This is a genomic window from Arthrobacter sp. BE255 (assembly GCF_031457335.1).
In the GTDB taxonomy this organism is placed as follows: domain Bacteria; phylum Actinomycetota; class Actinomycetes; order Actinomycetales; family Micrococcaceae; genus Arthrobacter.
In genome coordinates this window covers 1-22542 of record NZ_JAVDWK010000018.1, presented here as the reverse complement: position 1 = coordinate 22542, position 22542 = coordinate 1, and the positions used below count along the sequence as shown (strand labels likewise).

The 22542-nt window shown below is 66.4% G+C and carries 17 protein-coding genes; 10 read left to right on the top strand and 7 right to left on the bottom strand.

Annotated features, from left to right (window positions below; genetic code table 11):
- Positions 1-23: 23 nt before the first annotated feature.
- The 3 genes from J2X42_RS21895 to J2X42_RS21885 form a co-directional block, all read right to left on the bottom strand.
- Positions 24-650: a TetR/AcrR family transcriptional regulator gene (locus tag J2X42_RS21895; RefSeq protein WP_310168088.1), complete on the bottom strand. Its 627-nt coding sequence runs from the start codon at positions 648-650 to the stop codon at positions 24-26.
- 112 nt (positions 651-762) lie between these two features.
- Positions 763-1200 (bottom strand): GNAT family N-acetyltransferase, encoded by a 438-nt coding sequence (locus J2X42_RS21890; RefSeq protein ID WP_310168087.1) that lies wholly within the window; start codon positions 1198-1200, stop codon positions 763-765.
- A 106-nt stretch (positions 1201-1306) separates the two neighbouring features.
- Entirely contained in the window at positions 1307-2290 is a 984-nt protein-coding gene (locus J2X42_RS21885) for an ABC transporter substrate-binding protein (RefSeq protein WP_310168086.1), read from the bottom strand.
- 355 nt (positions 2291-2645) lie between these two features.
- Here J2X42_RS21885 and J2X42_RS21880 point away from each other — a divergent pair, with 355 nt between their 5' ends.
- From J2X42_RS21880 to J2X42_RS21840, 9 genes are all read left to right on the top strand, one after another.
- A complete protein-coding gene (locus J2X42_RS21880) occupies positions 2646-4985 on the top strand; it encodes a chromosome segregation ATPase (RefSeq protein WP_310168085.1) in 2340 nt (779 codons plus the stop codon).
- 221 nt (positions 4986-5206) lie between these two features.
- Positions 5207-6196, top strand: a complete 990-nt coding sequence (locus J2X42_RS21875) for an LLM class flavin-dependent oxidoreductase (RefSeq protein WP_310168084.1) — start codon at positions 5207-5209, stop codon at positions 6194-6196.
- Positions 6197-6439: 243 nt separating this feature from the next.
- Positions 6440-7525: a LacI family DNA-binding transcriptional regulator gene (locus tag J2X42_RS21870; RefSeq protein ID WP_310168083.1), complete on the top strand. Its 1086-nt coding sequence runs from the start codon at positions 6440-6442 to the stop codon at positions 7523-7525.
- 134 nt (positions 7526-7659) lie between these two features.
- Entirely contained in the window at positions 7660-8964 is a 1305-nt protein-coding gene (locus J2X42_RS21865) for an extracellular solute-binding protein (protein WP_310168082.1), read from the top strand.
- A 12-nt stretch (positions 8965-8976) separates the two neighbouring features.
- Positions 8977-9939, top strand: a complete 963-nt coding sequence (locus tag J2X42_RS21860; RefSeq protein ID WP_310168081.1) for a sugar ABC transporter permease — start codon at positions 8977-8979, stop codon at positions 9937-9939.
- A gap of 1 nt (position 9940) precedes the next feature.
- Positions 9941-10873 carry a carbohydrate ABC transporter permease gene (locus J2X42_RS21855; RefSeq protein ID WP_396134127.1) on the top strand — a complete coding sequence of 311 codons (933 nt, stop codon included), beginning with the start codon at positions 9941-9943 and terminating at the stop codon, positions 10871-10873.
- 3 nt (positions 10874-10876) lie between these two features.
- Entirely contained in the window at positions 10877-11962 is a 1086-nt protein-coding gene (locus tag J2X42_RS21850; protein WP_310168080.1) for a glycosidase, read from the top strand.
- Positions 11963-12021: 59 nt separating this feature from the next.
- Entirely contained in the window at positions 12022-14076 is a 2055-nt protein-coding gene (locus tag J2X42_RS21845; RefSeq protein ID WP_310168079.1) for a hypothetical protein, read from the top strand.
- Between the two features lie 320 nt (positions 14077-14396).
- Positions 14397-17036, top strand: coding sequence for a trehalase-like domain-containing protein (locus tag J2X42_RS21840; RefSeq protein ID WP_310168078.1), 2640 nt, complete (start codon positions 14397-14399; stop codon positions 17034-17036).
- Between the two features lie 83 nt (positions 17037-17119).
- On the opposite strand, the gene J2X42_RS21835 is transcribed toward J2X42_RS21840, so the two are convergent.
- The 4 genes from J2X42_RS21835 to J2X42_RS21820 all read right to left on the bottom strand — a co-directional run bounded on the left by J2X42_RS21835 (position 17120) and on the right by J2X42_RS21820 (position 20719).
- Positions 17120-18268, bottom strand: a complete 1149-nt coding sequence (locus tag J2X42_RS21835) for an FAD-dependent oxidoreductase (RefSeq protein ID WP_310168077.1) — start codon at positions 18266-18268, stop codon at positions 17120-17122.
- Positions 18269-18290: 22 nt separating this feature from the next.
- The gene (locus tag J2X42_RS21830) at positions 18291-19217 is read right to left on the bottom strand and encodes an AEC family transporter (RefSeq protein ID WP_310168076.1); all 927 of its coding nucleotides are present in this window, start codon (positions 19215-19217) and stop codon (positions 18291-18293) included.
- Between the two features lie 52 nt (positions 19218-19269).
- Entirely contained in the window at positions 19270-19695 is a 426-nt protein-coding gene (gene panD / locus J2X42_RS21825) for an aspartate 1-decarboxylase (protein WP_310168075.1), read from the bottom strand.
- 109 nt (positions 19696-19804) lie between these two features.
- On the bottom strand, positions 19805-20719 hold the full coding sequence (locus tag J2X42_RS21820) for a LysR substrate-binding domain-containing protein (RefSeq protein ID WP_310168072.1): 915 nt from the start codon (positions 20717-20719) through the stop codon (positions 19805-19807).
- 156 nt (positions 20720-20875) lie between these two features.
- Between J2X42_RS21820 and J2X42_RS21815 the strand changes: the two genes are divergently transcribed.
- The gene (locus tag J2X42_RS21815; protein WP_310168071.1) at positions 20876-22339 is read left to right on the top strand and encodes an amino acid permease; all 1464 of its coding nucleotides are present in this window, start codon (positions 20876-20878) and stop codon (positions 22337-22339) included.
- Positions 22340-22542: the final 203 nt, after the last annotated feature.

The window sequence follows — 22542 nt, the reverse complement described above, 5'->3', positions numbered from 1 at the left end:
TGCGCTGGCGCGGCGGCGTGTGGTTAGCGTTCCTTGAGCGCTGCGTCCCCGCTGGTACTCCTGCGGCTTGGGGCGAAGGCGATCTCCTCCGTGCGGGCGATGCTGCGCCGGATGGAGGCGTCGTCCACGCCCAGAAGCGACGTCAGCCACATGCCGTTCTGTATGACGACGATGTCCGCTGCCCGCTCCCGGCATTCCTCCCAGGAGAGTTCGGGTTTGGCGTTGGATACGAGTGCGGCAACGCCGTCGAGGTACCGGTCGAAGGCTGCAGCGTTGATCTCGGCGTAGCCTTCGTCGGCCTGGGCGAGGGCCCACAGGTGCAGGCGCAGGGACAGGTAGCGGGTGGTCAGCAGCTCGGCGCCGGCCACCCGGCGCAGGGCCTTGCGGAGCTGTTCGTCCGGCGTCAGCGACGGGTCCTGGGCCACCAGTTGGAGGTCCTGTTCGTCCACCCGGTGCAGGGCTGCGCGGATGAGGCTCGTTTTGTCGTCGTAGTAGTAGTTCACCAGGCCCAGTGCGACGCCGGCTTCGCGCGCCACGGCACGCATGCTCACGCCTGAGATGCCGTGGCGAGACAGCAGATCGAGCGCCGCCTCGAGAATGCGCGACTGCCTGTCAACCTGTTCGCCGGAGTTCACGGTCTTTGTCCCCATCTGGCCAGACTATTGCCAAACCCGCCAGGAGTGCATTTTCCGTAACGGGCGGACGACATCGTCAACCACTGCACACTTGTCCGTTCCGTGGCAGAGGGTCTTTGCCGTTTGCCTAACTTTTCGCCGCCATAAAGACGTCCACAGCGTCTTCCGATTCCGCCTCAAAGCCGTGGCGCTCGTACAGCCGCCGGGCCGCACTGCCTTGCAGCACGTTGAGCCGGAACGGCCGGTGGTCCCGGGAGCCGTCCATGGCCTGCCGAAGCACGGCGCCGCCGAGGCCCTTTCCCTGATGCTCCGGGGCCAGGTAAAAGTGTTCGATCCACTGCGCATCGGGCTCCGGGCGGACAGCGATCACGCCCGCGTCCCGGCCCGCCACTTCGACGACGAAGGTGTGTTCCGGCTGGAACCCGTTGAGGAAGCGCTCGCGGACGCGGACAGGATCCCAGCGGGCCAGCCGCTCAAGGTCCGGACGCATCACCACTGCGCGGAGCTCGGCAATCCACGCGGCGTCGGCGGTCTGGCTGGGACGAAGGGAGAATTCGGGGCTCACCGGACCATTAACCCACAATGCATCGATTGCTCCTCCCCACGGGCCCTCCGCCGTTTTCGCGGTGCAAAAGGGCAGAGGCGGAGCAATCGATGCATTGGCGGCGGTCCTACTTCTTGGGCAGGCCCGGCGGGTTCAGTTCGGACTTTTTGATGGCCTCCGATGACAGGCCCCAGCGGTCCAGGATCTCGGCGTAGGCGCCATTCTCGATCAGCTTGTTGAGGGCTGCCTGGGCGGCCACTGCCAGGCCGTTGCCCTTCTGCGTGGTGAAGGCAATTTCGGCGGTCAGCGGCCAGCCGCCGTTGAGCGTGCCCACTTGCTTGGTCTTACCGTCCTTCGCTGCCTTGTAGGCCGAGCCGGCGTTCGGGGCGAACGTCAGGTCCGCCCGGCCGGACTGGAGGGCCAGCGTGGAGGCGGAGTCGTCGTCGTAATACTGGAACTCAACCGGGGCCAGGCCCTTGGCCTTGTTCTCTTCGTCCCAGCGCACCAGGATCGCTTCCTGGTTGGTGCCCGAGCCGACGATGATGCGCTTGCCGGCAACATCCTTGGCTTCCTTGATCTCGCCGATGGTGGAATCGGTCTTGGCGTAGAAGCCCAGGAGGTCGTTGCGGTAGCTGGCGAAGTCGAACTTCTCCTTGCGCGCCTCGGTGACAGTCACGTTCGACAGGACAGCCTCGTACTTGCCGGATTCAACGCCCAGCGGCCAGTCGGCCCAGGCCACGGGAAGCACCTCGACCTTCAGCCCAAGGGTCTCGCCGACCGCATAAGCGATGTCCACCTCGCTGCCGATGAGCGTCTTGTTATCGGTAGCGAAGAGGCTCAGCGGCGCCGTGCCGCCGGTGCTCACCACAGTGAGCTTGCCGTCCGCCTTGATGGCGTCCGGGACCAGCGCCGCGGCCTCGGCGTCCACGCTCACCTTGACGCGGTTCTGCTCCGGGGCCAGGTTGAACGTCTTGCCTGCTGCGGTCACGGTGGAGCCCGACGACGGTGCTGACGCCGCCGTTGCGCCCGGGTCCGAGCAGGCCGCCAGCGCCAGAAGTGTGGTGATTGCGACTGCTGCGCCGGCAGCCTGCCTTGCCTTGAATTTCGCCATGGTTACCCCTCGGGAATTGCTGAATTTGCTGAACGGAACGGTGTTCTTGGCTGCAACTATCCGGCAGCCGCGGACCGCTAACCAAAGCTGCCGAAACCCTGGGATACAGGGCGTAACGGCGGTTAACCCGGCGTCCGCGGCAGTCATATTTTGGAGGTTTGGGGAGTACTCAGCGTGTGTTTTGGCGGCCCTGCCCGGGCAAACCAAGTAGCGCACTGCGCGGGGTCCGGGAAAACGAGTACCCGGGCCGGAAAGACGGGTGGGGATTACGCGTGTGCCCGGAGAGTGCGCTCCCTACGGTGGGACTACGTCGCGTCCAGAACCGGCCGCACGACAGGTCTTACTAGGAGTTTTCATGCCGACTGCCCCGCCCAGATCAGTCCTCGCCCGTCGACTTGCCGCTGCCGTGGTCCTGCCCGGTCTGCTGACCAGCACGCTTGTGTTTGCCATGCCGGCTACCGCCGGCTCCGTGTCCGTCTCAGGCATCTGTAACGGCGTAGTCAACCAGCAGGCCCATCGGGGTTTCGTCCAAGAGAACCTGCTCAAGGCAGCGGCGAAGAAGAACGCCGTCGCCATCGCCGCCCTGCAGGCCGAAAGGACCACGCTGCAGGCAACGGAGGCGGCGCTGAAGGTTCAGATTTCCGATGTGGACAACGAACTGGCAAAACTGGTTGCCGAGGAACAGGCGCTGGATGCCGCCGTGGCGAAAGCAGAGACGGAGTTGGCTGCCCTCGAAGCTGAGCAAACGTCCCTGCGTCAGACAGTGGCCGGCGCCGAGGCGGCCCTGGCTGGAATGAAAGCGGACAGAGCCGACGTCGAAAGCGAGCTGTCGCCGCTTCAACTGCAGTTGGATGCTGCCAAGGCTGAAGCCGCGGACCTCCAGGCGCAGGCCGCTGACCTCAAGGGGCAGATTGCCGCCAATGATGCGGCCATTGCCGCCGCCCGGATCGATCTCGCTTCACTACAGCAGGCCGCCGACAAAGCTGCCAACGATCTCGCCGCCAAAAAGGCCGAAATCGACGCTGCCCAAACCCAGCTCGCAACCCTTACGACGCAGGCGGAGGACGCGGCTGCCGCCGTCGGCAAAGCGGTCCAGGAGGTGAGTAACGCAGAAGACGCGTTGACTGATCTGGAGGCCGCGGGGACTGCCGCCCAGGACGCCCTGCAAGCACAGCAGGACAAGGTGGCCGACGCGCGGGCGACGCTGGGGGCCCTTCAGGAAACTGCTGACGACGCGAACGCTGCCGTGACGGCAAAGCAGGCACAGATCAGCACCGCGAAAGGGCAGCTGGCCACTCTCGAGGCCGCCGCAACTACTGCAGCAACGGCCGTCAGCAACAATAACGCTGCTATCGAGGCGGCCCAGGGGAAACTTCCGGGCCTGCGTTCAGCTGCAGCAACAGCTGACGCGGCCGTGCAGGCCAACAGCGCAAAGATTGACGCCGCCCAAGCAGCTGTGGCCACGCTCCAGGGCCAGATCGCAGCCGCGAACACGGAGATTGCTTCGAAGCAAAGCCAGCTGACTTTGGCCCAGACGCAGTTGGCCGCGCTGAACACCACGAAGAACGGCCTTGTAGCGGACATCGCTGCTTTGACCGCCCAGATCGACGCGATCAACAACAACGGAAATGGCGGCGGCAAGAAGGCGCTCCTGGAAGCGCGCACGGCCAAAGAAGGCCAGCTGGCTACCGTGACAGGCCAGATCGCGGATAAGAACAGCGTGATCTCGGCACTGCAGGGCAATCTCACGACACTTCAGACGCAGGTCAATAACCTGAATTCCCAGTTGCTGGCCAAGCAGGGGGAAAGCAGCGCTCTCCAGCAGCAGGCAGCGCCGTTGCAGGCAACCCTGGACGCCGCGAACGCCGCAGTTACGTCCAAGGAAGCGGAGATCGCCGCCCTGAAAGCGCAGGTGCCGGAGCTCCAGTCAGCTGCCCAGGCAGCGTCTGGCGCGGTTTCGGCCAAACAGGGCGAGTTGACCGCACTGCAGGTCGAGTTGACAGCCCGCGAGGATGCCGCTGCAACAGCCGCCAAGGCCGTGGCAGCCCAGGAAGAGGTTGTAGCCGGTCTCGAGAAGGAGTTGCCCGGCCTGACCGACGGGTTGGTTGCCGCGAACGCGGCCATTGCCCAACAGAAGACGGTACTGGAAACGCTTAGGGCCGCGCTGGCACAGGCACAGGAGGCACAGGCCGCTGCTGACAAGGCAGTGGTGGACAAGCAAGCGGACCTAGACACCCTGAAGGGCCAGCTTCCTGGCCTTGAAGGGGCCGTAACGGCGGCCAACGGCGCTGTCACCGCAAAGACCGGTGAGATCTCCGCCCTGAACCAACTTTCTGAATACCTGGTAGCTCAGCTCAGCACCAAAAATGCGCAGATCACCGCCAAGGAAACAGAAGTCCTGACCCTGCAGGGCCGGGTGACGCCCCTCCTGGCGGCGTTGAGCAGCCTCAATGAGGAGATCACGGCTGCCGAGGCGTCGCTGGCAGCCCTGCAGCTGCAGTTGTCCGCGCTTGATGCCAAAGTCACGGCGGCGCAGGCCGTTCTCCGTGATCTTCAGGCTGTGAAGAAGACCAACAAGGAGGCCGTCGCTTCCCAGAGGGTGGTCGTCAGCGGCCTTGAGGCCCAGCTCGGCTCAGTCCAGAACCAGATCAAGGCTCTTGACGGATCAATCGCGCTGGGAAGTTGCGTCGCCTGATCCGAGTCCAAAGAACAGGAGGAGCCCCGCTGCCGGGCTCCTCCTGTTCGCTTGTGGTCGGTTGCCATTGGCGCGGGGTATTCCGTCCGCCGCCACAAGCGTGTGGGCCACCCCACCGCAGCCCGCAGAAATAACCCGGGCACCGCCGTCGTTGTCCACAGTGTGCCCGCCGCGACCCGGCCGGCCCACCCTACGCAACGCATTGAAAGGCCGGCACCGACGTGACTCTTCCGCTCTCCATTCTTGATCTGGCAACCATCGGCAAGGGCCAGACGGCGGCAGAGAGCTTCGCGGGCAGCGTGGCCATGGCGCAGCGGGCCGAGGAGCTGGGATACCGCCGGATCTGGTACGCCGAGCACCACAACATGTCCGCCATCGCTTCCTCTGCCACCAGCGTGCTGATCGCCCACGTGGCCGCGAACACGAACACGATCAGGCTGGGCGCCGGCGGCATTATGCTGCCCAACCACTCGCCGCTGACCATCGCCGAGCAGTTCGGCACCCTGGAGACGCTGCACCCCGGCCGGATCGACCTCGGCCTGGGCCGCGCCCCCGGCAGCGACCAGAACACCATGCGCGCGTTGCGCCGGGACCCGATGTCCGCCGACACCTTCCCGCAGGACGTCCTGGAGCTGCAGGGCTACCTGACCGGCCCCACCCGGATCCAGGGCGTGGAGGCCACCCCGGGCAAGGGGACCAACGTTCCGCTGTACATCCTCGGATCGTCGCTGTTCGGCGCCCGGCTCGCCGCCCAGCTGGGCCTGCCCTACGCGTTCGCGTCGCACTTCGCGCCCAACGCCCTGCAGGATGCCGTGGCCGTGTACCGCCGGGAATTCAAGCCGTCTGCGCAGCTGGACGCACCGCACGTGATCGCCGGCGTCAACGTCATTGCCGCGGACACCGCCGCCGAGGCGCAGGCAACATTCCAGGCCACCAAGCGGGCCCGCGTGTCCCTGTTCTTCGGCGGCGGCCGCGAGTTCACCGACGACGAGGCCGACATGATCCTGGACTCCCCGCAGGGCCAGCACGTGTCGCAGATGATGACCTACTCCGCCGTCGGCACCCCGGACGCGGTGATCGAATACCTGGACGAGTTTGGCAGGCACGCCGACGCCGACGAGCTCATCGTCGCGCACCAGAGCACCGGGACCGAGGCCAGGATCCGCTCCGTGGAGCTGCTGGCCCAGGCCGCCGGACTCGCCCGGGTCTAGGCGGCGTCAGCTCCGCGGCCGGCGTCACGCCCGGCACGTTTTGGGAAAGCACGACGGCGGGTTCCCCGGAAACGCGCGGCCGGTGCCGCCGTCGTGGTCTAAAAGGATGCCCGGCGTGACGCGAAAAGCAGCCAGCTGAACATAAACCCTTGACAATAATCAGCTGAACCGGTTTAGTAGATATCACTGAACCGGTTCAGTGGCGCAAGTCACCGGACCCTAAACCGCAAGGGCCCACACACCATGGCAGTAACCATCAGCGACGTCGCCCAGGCGGCCGGCGTCAGCAAAGGTGCCGTGTCGTATGCCCTGAACGGCCAGCCCGGCGTCAGCGACGCTACCCGCGACCGCATCCTCCAGGCCGCCAAGGAACTGGGCTGGAAGCCGAGCCTGCGCGCCAAGGGCCTGTCCTCCGCGAAGGCCTACGCGCTGGGGCTGGTGGTGGCCCGGGATCCGAAGCTCCTCGGCACGGATCCGTTCTTCCCGGCGTTTATTGCAGGCATCGAAACCACGCTTGCCGAGCACGATTACACCCTCGTCCTCAGCGTGGCGACTGCCCCCGGGGCGGAGGAGCGGGCATACCGCAAGCTGGCCGACGGCGGCCGCGTGGACGGCGTCATCCTCACCGACGTGAGGCACAACGATTCCCGGATCGGGCTGCTGCGCGAACTGAAACTCCCGGCCGTCACCCTCAACCGGCCGGACGCGGATTCCCCGTTCCCGGCAGTCTCCATGGATGACACCGACGGCATTACCGCAGCCGTGGACCATCTGGTGGGGCTGGGCCACGTCCGCATCGGCCACGTCGGCGGGGCCCAGGAGTACATCCACGGCCGCAGCCGGCGCGAGGCCTGGGAGGCCGCCATGGCCAAAGCCGGCCTGGCCGCGGACCTCTTCGCAGAGGCTGACTTCACGGCCCCCGGAGGAGTGGCTGCAACGACGGAGCTGCTCCGCCGGGCCGATCGCCCCACGGCAATTGTCTACGCGAACGACCTGATGGCCACGTCCGGCCAGTCCTACGCCCAGACCCAGGGGCTGACCGTCCCCGGCGACCTCTCCGTGACCGGCTATGACAACGCCGAGTTCACCCAGTACCTGAATCCTCCACTCACGACTATTTCGACCGACCCCATGCTCTGGGGCCGCGCGGCTGCACAGGCCCTCCTGAACCAGCTCAACGGCACCCACTCCGGTGAAGACACCCAGTTGCAGGCACCCGTGCTGCTGGTCCGCGCTTCCACCGGCCCTGCCCCGGTTCCGGCCGCCGGCAGGTCCAGCCCGCCCCGCCCGTCCGGTCAACCACGGGCATCCTCGACGGCCACCTCTTAACCCACGCACCAGCCATTCCACGCAGCAGGACGCGCGCGCAGCCGCGCCCATTTCCAGGCAGAAGCCTGCCCGCAACTGTTCCCGACGAACACAAAACCCAGATAGTAATTCCCACAAGGATCCAAGGAGTCGCAATGAAGCGCTTTACAAAAGCCACGCGCGTATTGTCAGTGGCCGCCCTCACCGTGATGGGCGCCGGACTGGCAGCCTGCGGTGGCGGCGGCGGGGAAAGCGGCGGCACCGACTCCGTGACCTCCGCCAAGGGCCCCATCAAGATCTGGTACTCCAACAACGAGTTCGAGGTGAAATGGGGCAAGGCGATGGTTGAATCGTGGAACTCCGCCCACCCCGACGAAAAGATCGACGCGCAGGAGATCCCCGCCGGCAAGAGCTCCGAGGAAGTCATCGGCGCAGCCATCACCGCCGGCAACGCACCGTGCCTGGTCTTCAACACGGCGCCGGTAGCTGTGCCGGGATTCCAGAAGCAGGGTGGACTCGTGGCCCTGGACGACTTCCCCGACGGTGCCCAGTACGTCAAGGACCGCACCGGAGACCTGGCAAACCAATACAAGTCCTCGGACGGCAAGATGTACCAGCTGCCGTGGAAGTCCAACCCCGTAGTCCTCTTCTACAACAAGGACATGTTCGCCAAGGCCGGCCTTGATGCGGAGAAGCCCAAGCTGGGCACGCACGAAGAACTGCTGGCGACAGCCAGGGCCCTGGTGGCCTCCGGCGCCGCTCCGAACGCCCTCAGGCCCTCTACGGCCAGCGACTTCTTCCAGTCCTGGTTCGATTTCTACCCCTTCTACGCCGCCAATTCCGAGGGAACACCGCTCGTGAAGGACGGCAAGGCAACGTTTGACAGCGACGACGCCAAAAAGGTGGCCACCATGTTCCAGACCCTCTACAAGGAGAACCTCGCCTCCAAGGAGGTCTTCCAGGGTGATGCATTCGTGCAGGGCGACGCAGCCATGGCGCTGGCCGGCCCCTGGGCCATAGCGGCCTACAAGGACAAGGTGAACTGGGGCGCAGTGCCGATCCCGGCTGCCCAGGCCAAGCCTGAAACCTCAACGTTCTCCGACGCGAAGAACGTGGCCATGTACTCCGCCTGCGAGAACCAGGGCACAGCCTGGGAGGTCATGAAGTTTGCCACCAGCAAGGAGCAGGACGGCAAGCTGCTGACCGACACCGGCCAGATGCCCATGCGGAAGGACCTCCCCACGGCCTATTCGGACTACTTCGCCAAGAACCCGGCCTACACCCAGTTCGCCGAGCAGGCGGCCCGGACCGTTGAGGTTCCCAACGTGGCCAATTCGGTGGAGGTTTGGCAGACCTTCCGCACCGCCTACGCGAAGTCAGTGATTTTCGGCAACGAAAGCATCGACACCGCGTTCAAGGGCGCTGCGGAGAAGATCAACCAACTGGTAGCCCAGAAGTAGCGGTGACCCCCAATGTCACTCCGATCTTCCGGGAACCCCGTCACGGGGAAACCGGCTGGTGGGGCGGCGGACCGGCGGCTGGTGCCCAGGAAGCGTAAGAACTTCCTGGGGCCCCAGCCGCTGGGCCTGCTGTTCAGCGCCCCCTACGTCATTTACGTCCTGGGTGTCCTGGCGTTTCCGCTCGGCTACGCCATCTACATTTCCTTCCACGACTTCTTCTTCACGGCCCCCCGGGTCAAGGTGGACCGGCCGTTCGTGGGCTTGGACAACTACGTCACCATCCTGTCCGACCCCGCCGTCCAGCGGTCCTTCCTGAACATCGGTGTCTTCCTCATCATCAACGTCCCGCTCACGGTGGGCTTGTCGCTGCTGCTGGCCAACGCGCTGAACCGCGTCACCCGGCTCAAGACGTTCTTCCGGCTCAGCTACTACGTTCCGTACGTGACGGCGAGTGTCGCCGTCGTCGGTGTCTGGCTGTTCCTGTTCCAGCAGAACGGGCTGGTCAACACCCTGCTCGGGCCGCTGGCGCCGTCGCCGTCCTGGCTGGTCAACTCCTGGTTGGCCATGCCCACCGTGGCGCTCTACGTGACGTGGAAGCAGCTGGGGTTCTTCATCCTGCTGTACCTCGCGGCGCTGCAGAACATCCCCGATGAGCTGTACGAATCGGCGGCCATGGACGGCGGCAACAAGTGGGTCCAGTTCTGGAACATCACCGTGCCCGGCGTCCGGCCGGCCAGCGTGCTGGTGACCCTGCTTGCCACCATCACCGGCGCGAACCTCTTCACCGAGCCGTACCTGCTGACCGGCGGCGGCGGTCCGGACGGGGCCTCGGCCTCACCCGTTTTCATCATGTACCAGAAGGGCATCCTGCAGGGGAACCCTGACGTGGCTGCCGCGCTCGGCGTGGTGCTGGTGATCGGCGTGCTGCTGATCGCCCTGATCCAGAAACGCCTCGTGGGCGGGAAGGAGGACTGACATGTCCGTCACCAACGCGCAAAACGCCAAGAACGACGACGACGCCAGCCGGCGTCCGGAGCTGCCGGAACCTGTCCTGCGTCCGGACTCCGGGGTGGAAAAGCGCCGCAACCTGGGAGTGGGCAGCTTCATCCTGCTGGCACTGGGTGCCTTCGTCTTCCTCTTCCCGTTCTACTACATGCTCATCGGTTCGCTGCAGGTAGCCCCGGATACCTCCGTCGGCGGCGCCTTCCCCAACCCCGCCAACATCACCGGTGAGAACTACGCCACCATCAACGAGTCCATCAACCTCCTGAGGGGCCTCGTTAATTCGGGGATCTTCACCGGGGGCGTCATCCTTTTCACCGTCATTTTCGGGTTGCTGGTGGGGTACGCCCTGGCGCAGATGCAGTTCCGCGGCCGCGGCGTGGTGTTCGGGCTGATGCTCCTGGTCCAGATGATCCCGTTCCAGCTGATGCTTATCCCGCTGTACGTGATGATCGTCCGCGACTACGGCCTGGCAGACAGCTACCTGGGCATGATCCTGCCGTTCGCCATCAATTCCACGGCCGTGTTCGTGTTCCGCCAGTACTTCCTCCAGCTGCCCTCAACCCTGTTCGAGGCCGCGAGGATCGACGGTGCGTCCGAGCTGCGGATCCTCTGGCAGATCGCCATCCCGCTGGTGCGGCCGGCGATCGTCACGGCAGTGCTGCTGACCTTCATCGGCCCGTGGAATGAGTTCCTGTGGCCGTTCCTGGTCACCAAGGACCAGGCCATCCAGCCGCTGGCCGTGTCACTGGCCAACTTCATCTCGAATATCGCCGGGCAGGCCGGCAACCCGTTCGGCGCCATCCTTGCCGGGGCCTGCGTCCTGGCGGCACCGGCCATCGCACTCTTCATCTTCTTCCAGCGACAGTTCATCTCAACCAATATCGGTTCCAGCGTAAAGGGCTAATTCATGACCTCCCCCCAGACTTCAGCACTGCCCACTGTCCCCTACACCCTCACCCGCGCCGGCGTCATCATGACCCCCGAGCCCGGCAACGACTTCGAAGCCGAGGGCGTCCTCAACCCAGCCAGCGGCCGCGGCCCGGACGGCGAGCTGTACCTGCTGCCCCGGCTCGTGGCCAAGGGCAACGTCTCCCGCGTGGGGCTCGCCAAGGTGATCATCAACGACGACGGCGTCCCCACGGGCGTGGAGCGCGAAGGCGTGGTCCTGGCCCCGGACGAGGGATGGGAACGCGGCCTGAACAACGCCGGCACCGAGGACCCGCGCACCACCTGGGTGCCGGCCCTGGGCAAGCACCTGATGACGTACGTGGCCTACGGCCCGCTGGGTCCCCGCCTCGCCTTCGCCCACTCCGAAGACCTCCGGAACTGGGAACGCCTTGGCCCGTGCTTCTTTGAGTACCAGGCCGACCTGTCCATGGACCTGAACCTGTTTCCTAACAAGGACGCGGTATTCTTCCCGGAACCGGTGAACGATCCCGACGGCGTGCCTTCCTACGCCATGCTGCACCGCCCCATGTGGGACCTCGGCTGGATCCGTCCCGGCGAAGGCGAGCACCTTCCCGCCGGCGTCACGGACAACCGCCCCGGCATCTGGATCTCCTACGTGGCCGTGGCCGACGTCGAGCGGGACCTGCGCAACCTTGTCCACATGGGCAAGCACCGCCTGGTGGCCCTCAGCGAGTTCCCCTTCGAGGAGCTGAAAATCGGCGGCGGCCCGGCGCCCCTCCGCGTGGACGAAGGCTGGCTCCTGATCCACCACGGCGTGGCCGGCAAGATGGCCGATTCCGCCTTCGAGCAGCAGCAGAACGTCAACTACACCGCCGCCGCCATGATCCTGGATGCCAACGATCCTTCCAAGGTCATTGCCCGCAGCGACAAGCCCCTCCTGGCCCCCGAAACCGAGGACGAGATCTCCGGAATCGTCCCCAACGTGGTGTTCCCCACCGCAATTGAAAAAATCGGCGACCAGCTGTTTGTCTTCTACGGCATGGCTGACTCCAAAATCGGCGTCGCCAAACTGGACCGGGTCTGATCCCGGTGCCGTATTCGCCGAAAGCCACGCGGCCGGTGGTGACGGCGGTAGCCGTTTCCATGCTTGCTGTCTCGCTGCAGGCCGGTGCCGCCACAGCGGCCCCCGCCGCGCCGCCGTCGTCCGTCACTGCCCTCGCCGCGCCGGCGGCACCCGCCCTTGCGCCCGTACTGGCCGACGGCGGCAGCCTCACCAACCTCGACCACCTGGACTTCCTGCTGGATACCGTTCCGCTGGCCCCGGTCGCCGGGCACACCACCTACCAGCTGGAGCAGCACCCCACGGCCGAAGCGCCGTGGACCTACGCCGACAGGAACGACGACGGCAGCTATGACAGGGTGGGCGGCGGGAACCTCGATCCGGCCACCGGTGACTGGAGCCAGGGCGCGTACAACGCGGACGACATTGCCCGCACCGCCGTGGTGTACCTGCGGCACTGGAAGCAGACAGGGGAGCCGGCGAGCAAGGAGCACGCCTTCCAGAACCTTCGTGCACTCACCTACCTGCAGACGGCGGACGGCCCCAACGCCGGCAACGTGGTCCTCTGGCAGCAGACCGACGGCAGCCTGAACCCCAGCGCCATCCCGGTGGAACTGCCGGATCCCTCCGACTCCGCGGAATCGTACTGGCTTGCCCGCACGGTGTGGGCCCTGGGCGAAGGCTTCGCAGGGTTTGCAGACTCCGACCCGGAGTTTGCCGCCTTCCTGCAGGACCGGCTGCACCTTTCCCTGGCTGCCCTGAACCGCCAGTCCCTCGCCAAATACGGAACGTTCGACACGGCGGACGGCGTCCAGGTTCCGGCCTGGCTCATCGCCGGCGGCGCGGATGCCTCCGCCGAGGCCGTGCTGGGCCTGGCCGCCTATGTGGAGGCCGTTCCGTCCGATGCGGCGGCCGCCACCGCACTGTCCCGGCTGAGCGAGGGCGTGGCCGCGATGTCTTCCGGGTCGGCCACGCAATGGCCGTTCGGCGCGATCATGCCGTGGAACAAGTCCCAGAGCCTCTGGCATGCGTGGGGCGGCATGGCTCCGGCCGCCGTCGCCACCGCGTCCACCGTCCTGGACCGGCCCGACCTGCTGACCGCAGCCGTGAAGGACACCGCCCAGTTCACCCCGCAGCTGCTCGCAGCGGGCGGACCGGACAACGCCTGGAGCCCCACTCCCGGCGAGGCGCAAATTGCCTACGGCGCGGACTCCCGCGTCCAAAGCCTGGTGGCGACGGCGGCTGCCGCTGACGCTCCGGGACTCCTGGACGTTGCTGCCATTGCCGCCGGCTGGTTCTTCGGCGCCAATCCCAACGGCGCACCCGCCTACAACCCCGCCACCGGCACGGCCATCGACGGGATCGAGACGGACGGCCGGATCAACCCCAACTCCGGCGCCGAATCCACCATCCACGCGCTGCTCACCATGCTGGCCCTTGACGCCAACCCGGAACTCCGCGCCAAGGCACTGGGCATCAGCGTGACCGAAGGGACCAGCGGACTCAGCGTGGTGGAGGCGGAAGCAGGCACCATCACGGGGAACGGCACCGTGGTGCGGCCGCCGTCGTCCTGGACGGGTGAAGCCAACATCTCCGGCGGCGCCTACGTGGACCTTGGCGCCGGCGGCAGTCTTTCCATCACGCTGCCCGCAGCAGGCCAGCCCAGCAACATCTTCCCCATCGTGAACCGGCGGATCGCACCGTCCGGCACCACCACCTGGACCTCGGCCAAGGGTCCGCTGGGAACCACTGCCAACGGCGGGGCAGGCGCGCAGGGCATCACCGACGCGCCCGGCATCCTCTTCCCGTTCACGCTGCAGAGGGCCCTGGCCGCCGGACTGACCTCGGTCACCGCCAGCACTGACGGGCAGGCTGCATTGGACGCACTCCTGGTCCAGCCGCTCATCTCCACCGTGTCCGTCTCCGGTTCCGGCGGCGACACCACGCTGTACGTCAGCGCTGCCAAGTCCATCACGGTCCAGGAGCTGGCCGTTCCGGAAGGCTTTGTGCTGGTGCAGCGCCAGTACGATTCCACGGGCCAGCCGGTCAAGGGCTCCAAGGATGCTGCCGCTACCACGTCCGGGCGCGTCATGGTGGCTCCGGGCGGCTTCACATTGGTGACGCTGACCGCCGGGTGACGCCGGACGGACCGGCTGGCGGGCGTCACGCCCGGCACGTTTTGGGAAAGCACGACGGCGGGTTCCCCGGAAACGCGCGGCCGGTGCCGCCGTCGTGGTCCAAAAAGGTGCACCGCGTGACGGCAGGCCGCTTACCCACCGCAGCGACTTTTACACAGCCGCAATCAGGGGGACTTTCGGGCGAAACCACACGGGCGGAGAATGACAATTGCCCCCTCTGGAATTTCCGCATGGAGTTCCGGAGAGGGGCACCACCCGGAAGTCCGCCAGGTAATCCGGCGGCTGCCTCTCCGGGCCGGGTCTGCTCTAAGGGGTTACATATGCCTACTCCGTTGAACCAGAGTGTGGCGGATTCTGCGCTGCTGACGAGGTCGCTTCCGCTGGGCCTGCTGCGGACGTTTGTCCAGTCGGACGGCGCCGACGAAGGCTTCACCCCCAACCTGCTGGCAGAACTCAAGGTCCTGGCCCGCGTTCCCGGACTCCTGGTGGCCTGCAACTACGGCGGCACGCTGTGCGACGCCGAAGGCATCTCCACCGAAACCCTGCCGCTGGGCAGCGCCGCGATCGCCCTGCGCGCCCTGGCCGCCCTGCCCAACACCCACGCCGCCGTCATCTCCGGACGCTCGCTGCGCGACCTCGCCGCGGTGTCCCGGCTGCCGGCGGAAGTGCACTTGATCGGATCGCACGGTGCGGAGTCCGACATGGGCTTCGCGCACGTCCAGACCCTGGCCACGGAAGCCACCCTCCAGAAGGTCAGCACCGCCCTGTCCGAGGCGGTGGGTTTCCAGAAAGGCATCTGGATCGAACGCAAGCCCGTGGCGGTCTCCGTGCATACCCGGCCCGCTTCGCCGGACGTTGTGCAGGCCGTAACCGAAACGGCGCGGGAGGTCGCCAAGGCGCACGGGCTGTTCTTCATCGTTGACGGTTCAGTGCTGGACCTCTCGATAGTGGAACCGTCCAAGGCGGACGCCCTGGAAAACCTCAGGTCCCGGCTCAGCGCCAGTGCGGCGTTGTACGCGGGCGACGCCTACAGCGACGAGCTGGCCATCGCCACCCTGCGCGGCCCGGACATGGGGCTGCGCGTCGGCCCGGGGGAGACCCGGGCGGCCCACCGGCTCCGGGACCCGGAATCCTTCGCCCGTGTCCTGGCCATTCTCTTCGAGCTTCGCCGCGCCTGGCTGTTCGGCGAGGACGCTGTCGGTCTGGAACGGCATTCGATGATCGGCAACGGATCCTCCACTGCCCTGGTCACCCCCGATGCCAAAATCTGCTGGATGAGCCACCCGCTGCCGGACTCGGGATCGCTGTTCGCGCACATCCTGGGCGGGGACGCCGCCGGGCATTTCTCCGTGGAACCGGTCAAGACCTCGCAGGTGCTGGGCCAACGCTACGTGGACAGCACCATGATCGTGGAGACCCGCTGGGCGGATGTGACCGTCACCGACTACCTGGAGCCGGCGCCGGAGGGCATCACCAGCCTGGTCCGGGTCCTGTCCGGCACTGGCGGCGCCAAGATCGTCTTCGCGCCGCGGCCGGACTACGCCAATGCGCCGTTCAGCATGGAGGCCCGGGGCGACGAACTGCACGTGGTGGGCACGTCCGATCCCATCTTCCTGTATGCGCCCGGCGTCAGCTTCAGCATCACCTCCGACGGCCGGCACGCCACCGCCACCGCGTCGGTGAACCTGCAGGACGGGCCGGTCGTCCTCACCCTGCGCTGCGGCGACACTGAACCTGCGGCAGAGGACCCAGACGATGAAAATGACCGACGGGGCGTGGTGGCGCTGCACTCCCGCCGCTGGGTGCAGGAACTGGAACTTCCCTCGGTGAAGCCGTCACTGGTCCGCCGTTCAGCGCTGGTGCTCCGGGCGCTGGTGCATGAGCCGACGGGGGCCGTGCTGGCCGCGCCCACCACCTCCCTGCCCGAAGGAATCGGCGGAACGAGGAACTGGGACTACCGGTACTGCTGGCTGCGGGACGGCTCCATGACGGTGAACGCGCTGGTGGACCTGGGTTCCACGTCGGAGGCAGCCGGATTCCTGAGCTGGCTCGGCCGGATCCTTGAGCACGCGCCCGGTCCGGAATGGCTGCATCCGCTGTACTCCGTCACGGGGGCGCCGCTGTCAACGGAGGCCGTGATCGACAGCCTGCCAGGGTACGCGGGTTCCCGGCCCGTCCGGATCGGAAACGCCGCTGACCACCAGGTCCAGCTGGATGTCTTCGGCCCGATCGCCGAGCTCATCCACGCGCTCAGCGAACGGAACGGGGAGCTGGCGGACGAGCACTGGGAGCTGATGGTGCAGATGGCCTCCGCGGTGCTGGCCCGCTGGCACGAACCCGACCATGGCATCTGGGAAGCCCGCCGGCCGCCGCGCCACCATGTCTACACCAAGGTGATGTGCTGGGTGACGCTGGACCGGGCGCTCCGCACGGCCGCCCGGCACGGCCGGGCGCCGGAAGCGGCCTGGGAACCCACTGCACAAAACATCCGCGAGGAGGTCCTGCGGGAAGGCTGGGACGACTCCGCACAGTCCTACACCGTGGCCTATGACAGCCCGGACCTCGACGCCGCCGTCCTGCACATCGGCCTGTCGGGCATGCTGGATGTCCGCGACCAGCGCTTCCTGGACACAGTCACAGCGGTGGAACGCGAACTCCGGGTGGGGCCCACCGTCTTCCGGTACAGGTACGACGACGGCCTGCCGGGCCTGGAGGGCGGCTTCCACATCTGCACCACCTGGCTTATTGAGGCGTACGTTGCGGTGGGCAGGATCGAGGAGGCCTGGGACCTGTTCGACCAGCTGGTGAACCTGTTCGGGCCCACCGGGCTGCTGCCCGAAGAGTACGATCCCGGCACCGAGACGCACCTGGGCAACCACCCGCAGGCCTACTCCCACCTGGGCTTCATCCGCTGCGCCCGGCTGCTGGACCAGCACCAGGCCGGGGCCCGCGTACCTTAACCTGGCGCGAACGCACACTTGGGGCCCCTTGCCGTTTGGGCCCCAAGTGTACGTTCGCGCTACGGGGAGGGGGCTGGACGCTGCTAGCGGGCGGCGGAGAAGATCTGCGGCGCAGGCCGTGTGCCGGTGGCCAGGTCCGCGAGGATCCGGCCCACCACGGGCGTGAACTTGAAGCCGTGCCCGGAGAAGCCGGCGCCGATGACCACGGGACCGATCCGGTCGAGGATGAAGTCCTCGTCCGGTGTGGTGGTGTATGTGCAGCTGATGGCCTCGAGCGAATCGGCGTCAACACCCGGCAGCCAGGTTCGCGCGTAGTCCTGCAGGGCCGCGAGCTGGACGGGTTCGGGCAGGAAGGACCGCTTGTCCGGGTCCACCTCCGGACCCACGCCGTGCCAGCCCGCCTTGATGCCTTCGCCCGGCGTCTGCATCCCGTAAACCGGCGAGTACCAGCCTTTGTAGGCCGGGCCGGTTCCCGGCGAGTGGTTGAATCCCGGCCACACGGCGCCGTCATCGGCGACGCGGAAGTGGGCCGGCTGTTCCTGCGTGACCCTGAGCCGGGGAATCCGCAGCTTTCCGTGTCCGGCCGCACCGGCCAGCAGTTTCTCCGTCCAGCCGCCCGCCGTCACCACTGCCTGGGCGGCGGTGACCACCTCGGTTCCGCCCGACGCGCCGGGGCCGTCCGACTCCAGGGTGAGCCGGACGCCGTCGTCCATGATTTCCAGCGCGACCACCTTGGTGTGGTGCCGGATCTCGGCGCCCCGGGCTGCGGCGAGCCGCTGGAAGGCGGGCAGCGCCGCCTCGGGGTTCAGCTGGCCGCCGTCGGGCATGTGCAGGACCTGCTGGTCGAAGCAGATGCCGCGCCACCGTTCGGCGGCCTGGTCCGGGCTGAGGGACTCCGCCCGGATGCCAGCCTCGGTGAGCGCGGCCTGCACCTGGGGGAGGCGCGGATCGGGGCCGTGGTTGACGATGCCGGTGCGGGCGAGGAGCTGTTCGCCGCTGTCCTGCTCCAGCTCGTCCCAGAGGGCCAGCCCTTCGGCCAGCATGGCCACGTATTCCGGCCGGTAGTAGCCGGGGTTCAGGTTGCGGGTGGTGCCGTGGGACGCCCCGATGCGGTGCCCGGGCCCGAACTGCTCCAGCAGCGTGACCTGCCGGCCGCGGCGTGCCAGGGCCCAGGCGGCTGCCGAGCCCATGGCTCCTCCGCCGATCACCACAGTGTCCAGGATTGTTCCCATCTGTTCCTCCTCAGGTTCGGGGTCAGGCGAGCAGCAGCGCCACGCCGATCATGGCGGGCACGGCCACCACCGTGGTCAGCAGCACGGTGTCCTTGGCCACGGTCAGTCCGGTCTTGTACCGGCTGGCGGCCACAAAGACGTTCTGCGCGGTGGGGAGCGCGGACGTAACCACGACGGCGAAGAGCGCGTGCCCTTCCATCCCCAGCGCAAAGCGTGCGAAAACGTAGGCGAGGGCCGGCTGGATGACCAGCTTGAAAGCGCTCGCCAGGAGGGTGTCGATGCGGCGGCCGGCTGATGCCTGCAGCGGCCTGCTGCCGTTCAGGCTCATGCCGAAGGCGATCAGCATGGCGGGAATGGCGGCGCCGCCGATCAGGTGGATCGGCTCCATGACCAGCGCGGGAACCTGGAACCCGGTCCCGGCCACCAGCAGGCCCAGCCCGGAGCCCACAATCATCGGGTTCCGGAGGATCATCACCACAAACCGCAGCGGCGTGGTGCGGTGGGAGCTGGTGCTTGAATCCAGGACCATCAGGAACAGCGGCGTGAAGAAAGCCAGCTGGAAGATCAGCAGCGGAGCCACATAGCTGGCGTCGCCGAGGACGTAGACGGCAATGGGGATGCCCAGGTTGGCGGAGTTCGCCAATGAAGCGGCCATGGAGGACATCAGCGCTTCCGGCAGGGCACGCTTGAGCAGGAACTTAGCGATGGCAAAGAAGATCGCGGCGGTGGCGAGCGCCGCCACGGCCGTCACCAGCAGCGGCTCCGCAAAGACTTCCTGGAGCCTCGCCTTGCTGAGGGTTTCGAATAAGAGCGCGGGGCTGGCCACAAAGAATGTCAGGCCGCTGAGGACCTGGCGTGCGTTCTCGCCCAGGATCTTCCGCCGGCCCACAAACCAGCCCACCAGGATGATGCACCAGACAACAAAAAAGCCCGCGAGTACGCCTAGCAAGGATGGTCTCCTAAGGCGCAGCGCCAGTCAGGGCCAGGTCTCACGCTCCTGGTTACAGGACGGCGTTGTTAAGGGCGAAAGGGGGGCGCATCAGTCCCGGGGTGTGGCCCTCCGCGGGATCGTTTCCGATCTGCACAATCCTGTTGTCCTGGTCCACGTGGACCACCTTCGGAGTGTAGGCGTTGGCCTCTTCCGTGGTCATCTGGGCATAGGTGATCAGGATGACGATGTCGTTCTCGTGCATCAGGTGCGCGGCGGCCCCGTTGATGCCGATGACGCCTGAACCGCGTTCGCCGGCGATGGTGTAGGTCTCCAGGCGGGCACCGTTGGTGACGTCCACAATGGCAACGAGCTCGCCGGGCAGGATGTCGGCAGCGTCCAGCAGGTCCAGGTCGACGGTGACCGAACCAACGTAGTGCAGGTCAGCGTGCGTGACGGTGGCCCGGTGGATTTTGGACTTGAACATTGTGCGATTCATAACCAGATCAGTCTAGCGTCGGGGTCCCGATCGCGCAGTGACGCAGGAAACACTGGTGCCTGGGGCGTCATGGAGGCGCCGCGTAGGGTGCGAATACGCGCCGAAGTCGTTAGCCGCCGTCGGGATTCCGGACCGATTCCGCGGTGATGGCCAGTGTCTCGCGGGCGGCGAGGATGGCTGGGCGCTTCGCGCTGGAGCGGCGCACGGACGTGAAGATGGTGCGGTGCGGGTCGCCGGGCAGGTCCAGGAGCTGGGCCGTGGTGCCGCGGCCGGTCCAGACGAGGTCCGGCATGAGGGCCACGGCGTTCCCTGACTCGATGAGCCGGATCTGGGCCTGCAGGTCGGCGGTTTCGAAGCGGACGTCGGGCTCGAAGCCGGCACTCCGGCAGGCCTGTTCGGCCCAGTGCCGGGAGGCGGCGCCGCGCGGCTCCATCACCCAGGCGAGTCCGGCAGTGTCCTCGATGGAGGCTATTTGCGGCCGGTCCGGGGACGCCGGCGGGACCGCGAGCCGGATCGCGTCGGTGGTCAGCTTGATGCGGTCCAGCTCCGGGTAGCGCGGGGCGGCGTGGCCCGGATACTGCTCGGCGATCACGAGGTCGAAGTCCCGGGCCCACGTCTCGTGCAGCGCGGTTTCCGGTTCACGCTGGATCATTTCGATCCGGACCTCAGGGTATGCGGCGGCCATCCTTGAGAGGGTCTCCGGCATCAGGGCCAGGGCCGCCGACTGGAAGACGGCGATGCGGACGGTGCCGGTGACGGTGGTCAGCGAGGCGGCCAGATCAGCCTCCGCCTGCTCCAGTGTTTCGAGCAGCTGGGCGGTGTGTGCCACCAGGACTTCTGCCTGCGGCGTCAGCTGGACGCGGCGCCCGGTCTTCCGGAGGAGCTCCACCCCGGCTTCCTTTTCCAGCAGGGCCAGTTGCTGGGAGACCGACGACGGGCTGTACTGCAGTGCCTCGGCCACCTCGGCCAGCGTCCCCCGGATCTTCAGTTCGCGGAGCAGCCTGAGGCGGCGGACATCGAGCATGGCCACATTCCTTGATGAATCTAATGAATATTGGTTAGAAGTATTCACTTTATCTAATGCAATAGCGCTTGCATACTGTAGTACCTGAGTTACCCCCGTCACAGCCCCATTGCGAGGGCGCCGCGATGGGGCCGCATCCCCAACCAGGAGTTCCTGATGAGCACCAAAGATATGACGCAGTCGATCCTGCGGCGCAAGCCCATTGACGACATTGAAGAAGAAAACAAGCACAGTGGACTGTTCAAGTCCCTCGGCCTCTGGCAGCTCACCGCCATCGGCGTCGGCGGCATCATCGGCGTCGGCATCTTCTCGCTCGCTGGCCTTGTGGCCGCGGGCAGTGAAAGCTCACCCGGGGTGGGGCCCGCGGTATTGATTTCCTTCCTGGTCGCAGGCCTGGCTTCTGCGGCTGCCGCGCTGTCCTACGCGGAATTTGCCGGCATGATTCCCCGCGCCGGCTCGGCCTACACCTACGGCTACGTTGCCCTCGGCGAAGTGATCGGCTGGTTCATCGGCTGGGACCTGCTGCTGGAGTACATCGCCATTGTGGCCGTGGTGGCCATCGGCATTTCGGGCTATTTCGATGCGTTCCTCTCCGGCATAGGTATCCACATGCCCATCTGGATGACCTCCACGCCCGACGAAGGCAAGGGCGGCATCGTGAACATTCCCGCCATCATGGTCTGCCTCCTGGTGACCTGGATCCTTTCCCGCGGGACCAAGGCTTTTGGCCGGTTCGAGCTGGTGGCCGTTGCCATCAAGGTCATCCTGATTCTCTTCATCATCGGCCTGGGCATCTTCTACATCGACACCAACAACTACAACCCGTTTATGCCCAGCGGCTTCGGCCCGGTCCTGGCGGGTGCCGCCACCGTGTTCTTCGCTGTGTTCGGCTACGACGCCATGAGTACCGCGGCCGAAGAAGCCACGGACGGCAAGAAGCACATGCCCAAGGCCATCATCCTGTCCCTGATCATTGCCATGCTGCTCTATGTGGCCGCCACCCTGGTGCTGACCGGCATGCAGAACTACAAGAACATCGACCCCAAGGCTGGATTCGCTTCCGCGTTCACCGGTGTGGGCCTGCCGATTATTGCCACCATCATTTCGGTGTTCGCAGTACTGTCCATCCTGACCGTGATGCTGACCTTCCTCCTGGGCGTCACGCGCGTCTGGTTCTCCATGAGCCGCGACGGCCTGCTCCCGGGCTGGTTCGCCAAGACCGACCGCCACGGCACCCCGCAGCGCGTGACCTGGATTGCCGGCGTCGCCTCGGCACTGCTGGCCGGCGTGTTCCCCATCAAGGCCGTCGCTGACCTGACCAACATCGGCATCCTGGCCGCGTTCGTCGTGGTCTGCTTCTCGGTAATCGTCTTCCGCTACAAGAAACCGGACGCCCCGCGCACGTTCCGCCTGCCCCTGATGCCGGTCATCCCCGCGTTCGGTGTGCTGGCCTCGGCTTTCCTGATGTTCCAGCTCCACTGGGAGACCTGGATGCGCTTCGGTGTGTGGCTTGTCATCGGCCTGGCCATCTACTTCTTCTACGGCAAGAAGCACTCCCTGATGAACCCGAACAGCCCGCGCCATGAGGAAGCCGTGGAGATGCACCGCCCCATCGGCTGACCTCCCCCCGGGACCGTCTCTCACTTCCTGCAGGTTTTTCCCAAACGCTCTCTCACTTTTCGGGCAAAAACGATGAACCCTCTCTCACCTTCTGTGAGGGAGGGTTCATCTGCGGTCGTATGGTTTTCTGAGACAGCTTGATGGGAGCTTCACTTCAGATGACCACGCCCAGAAGGAAATATGATGCCGCTTTCCGTGAGGAA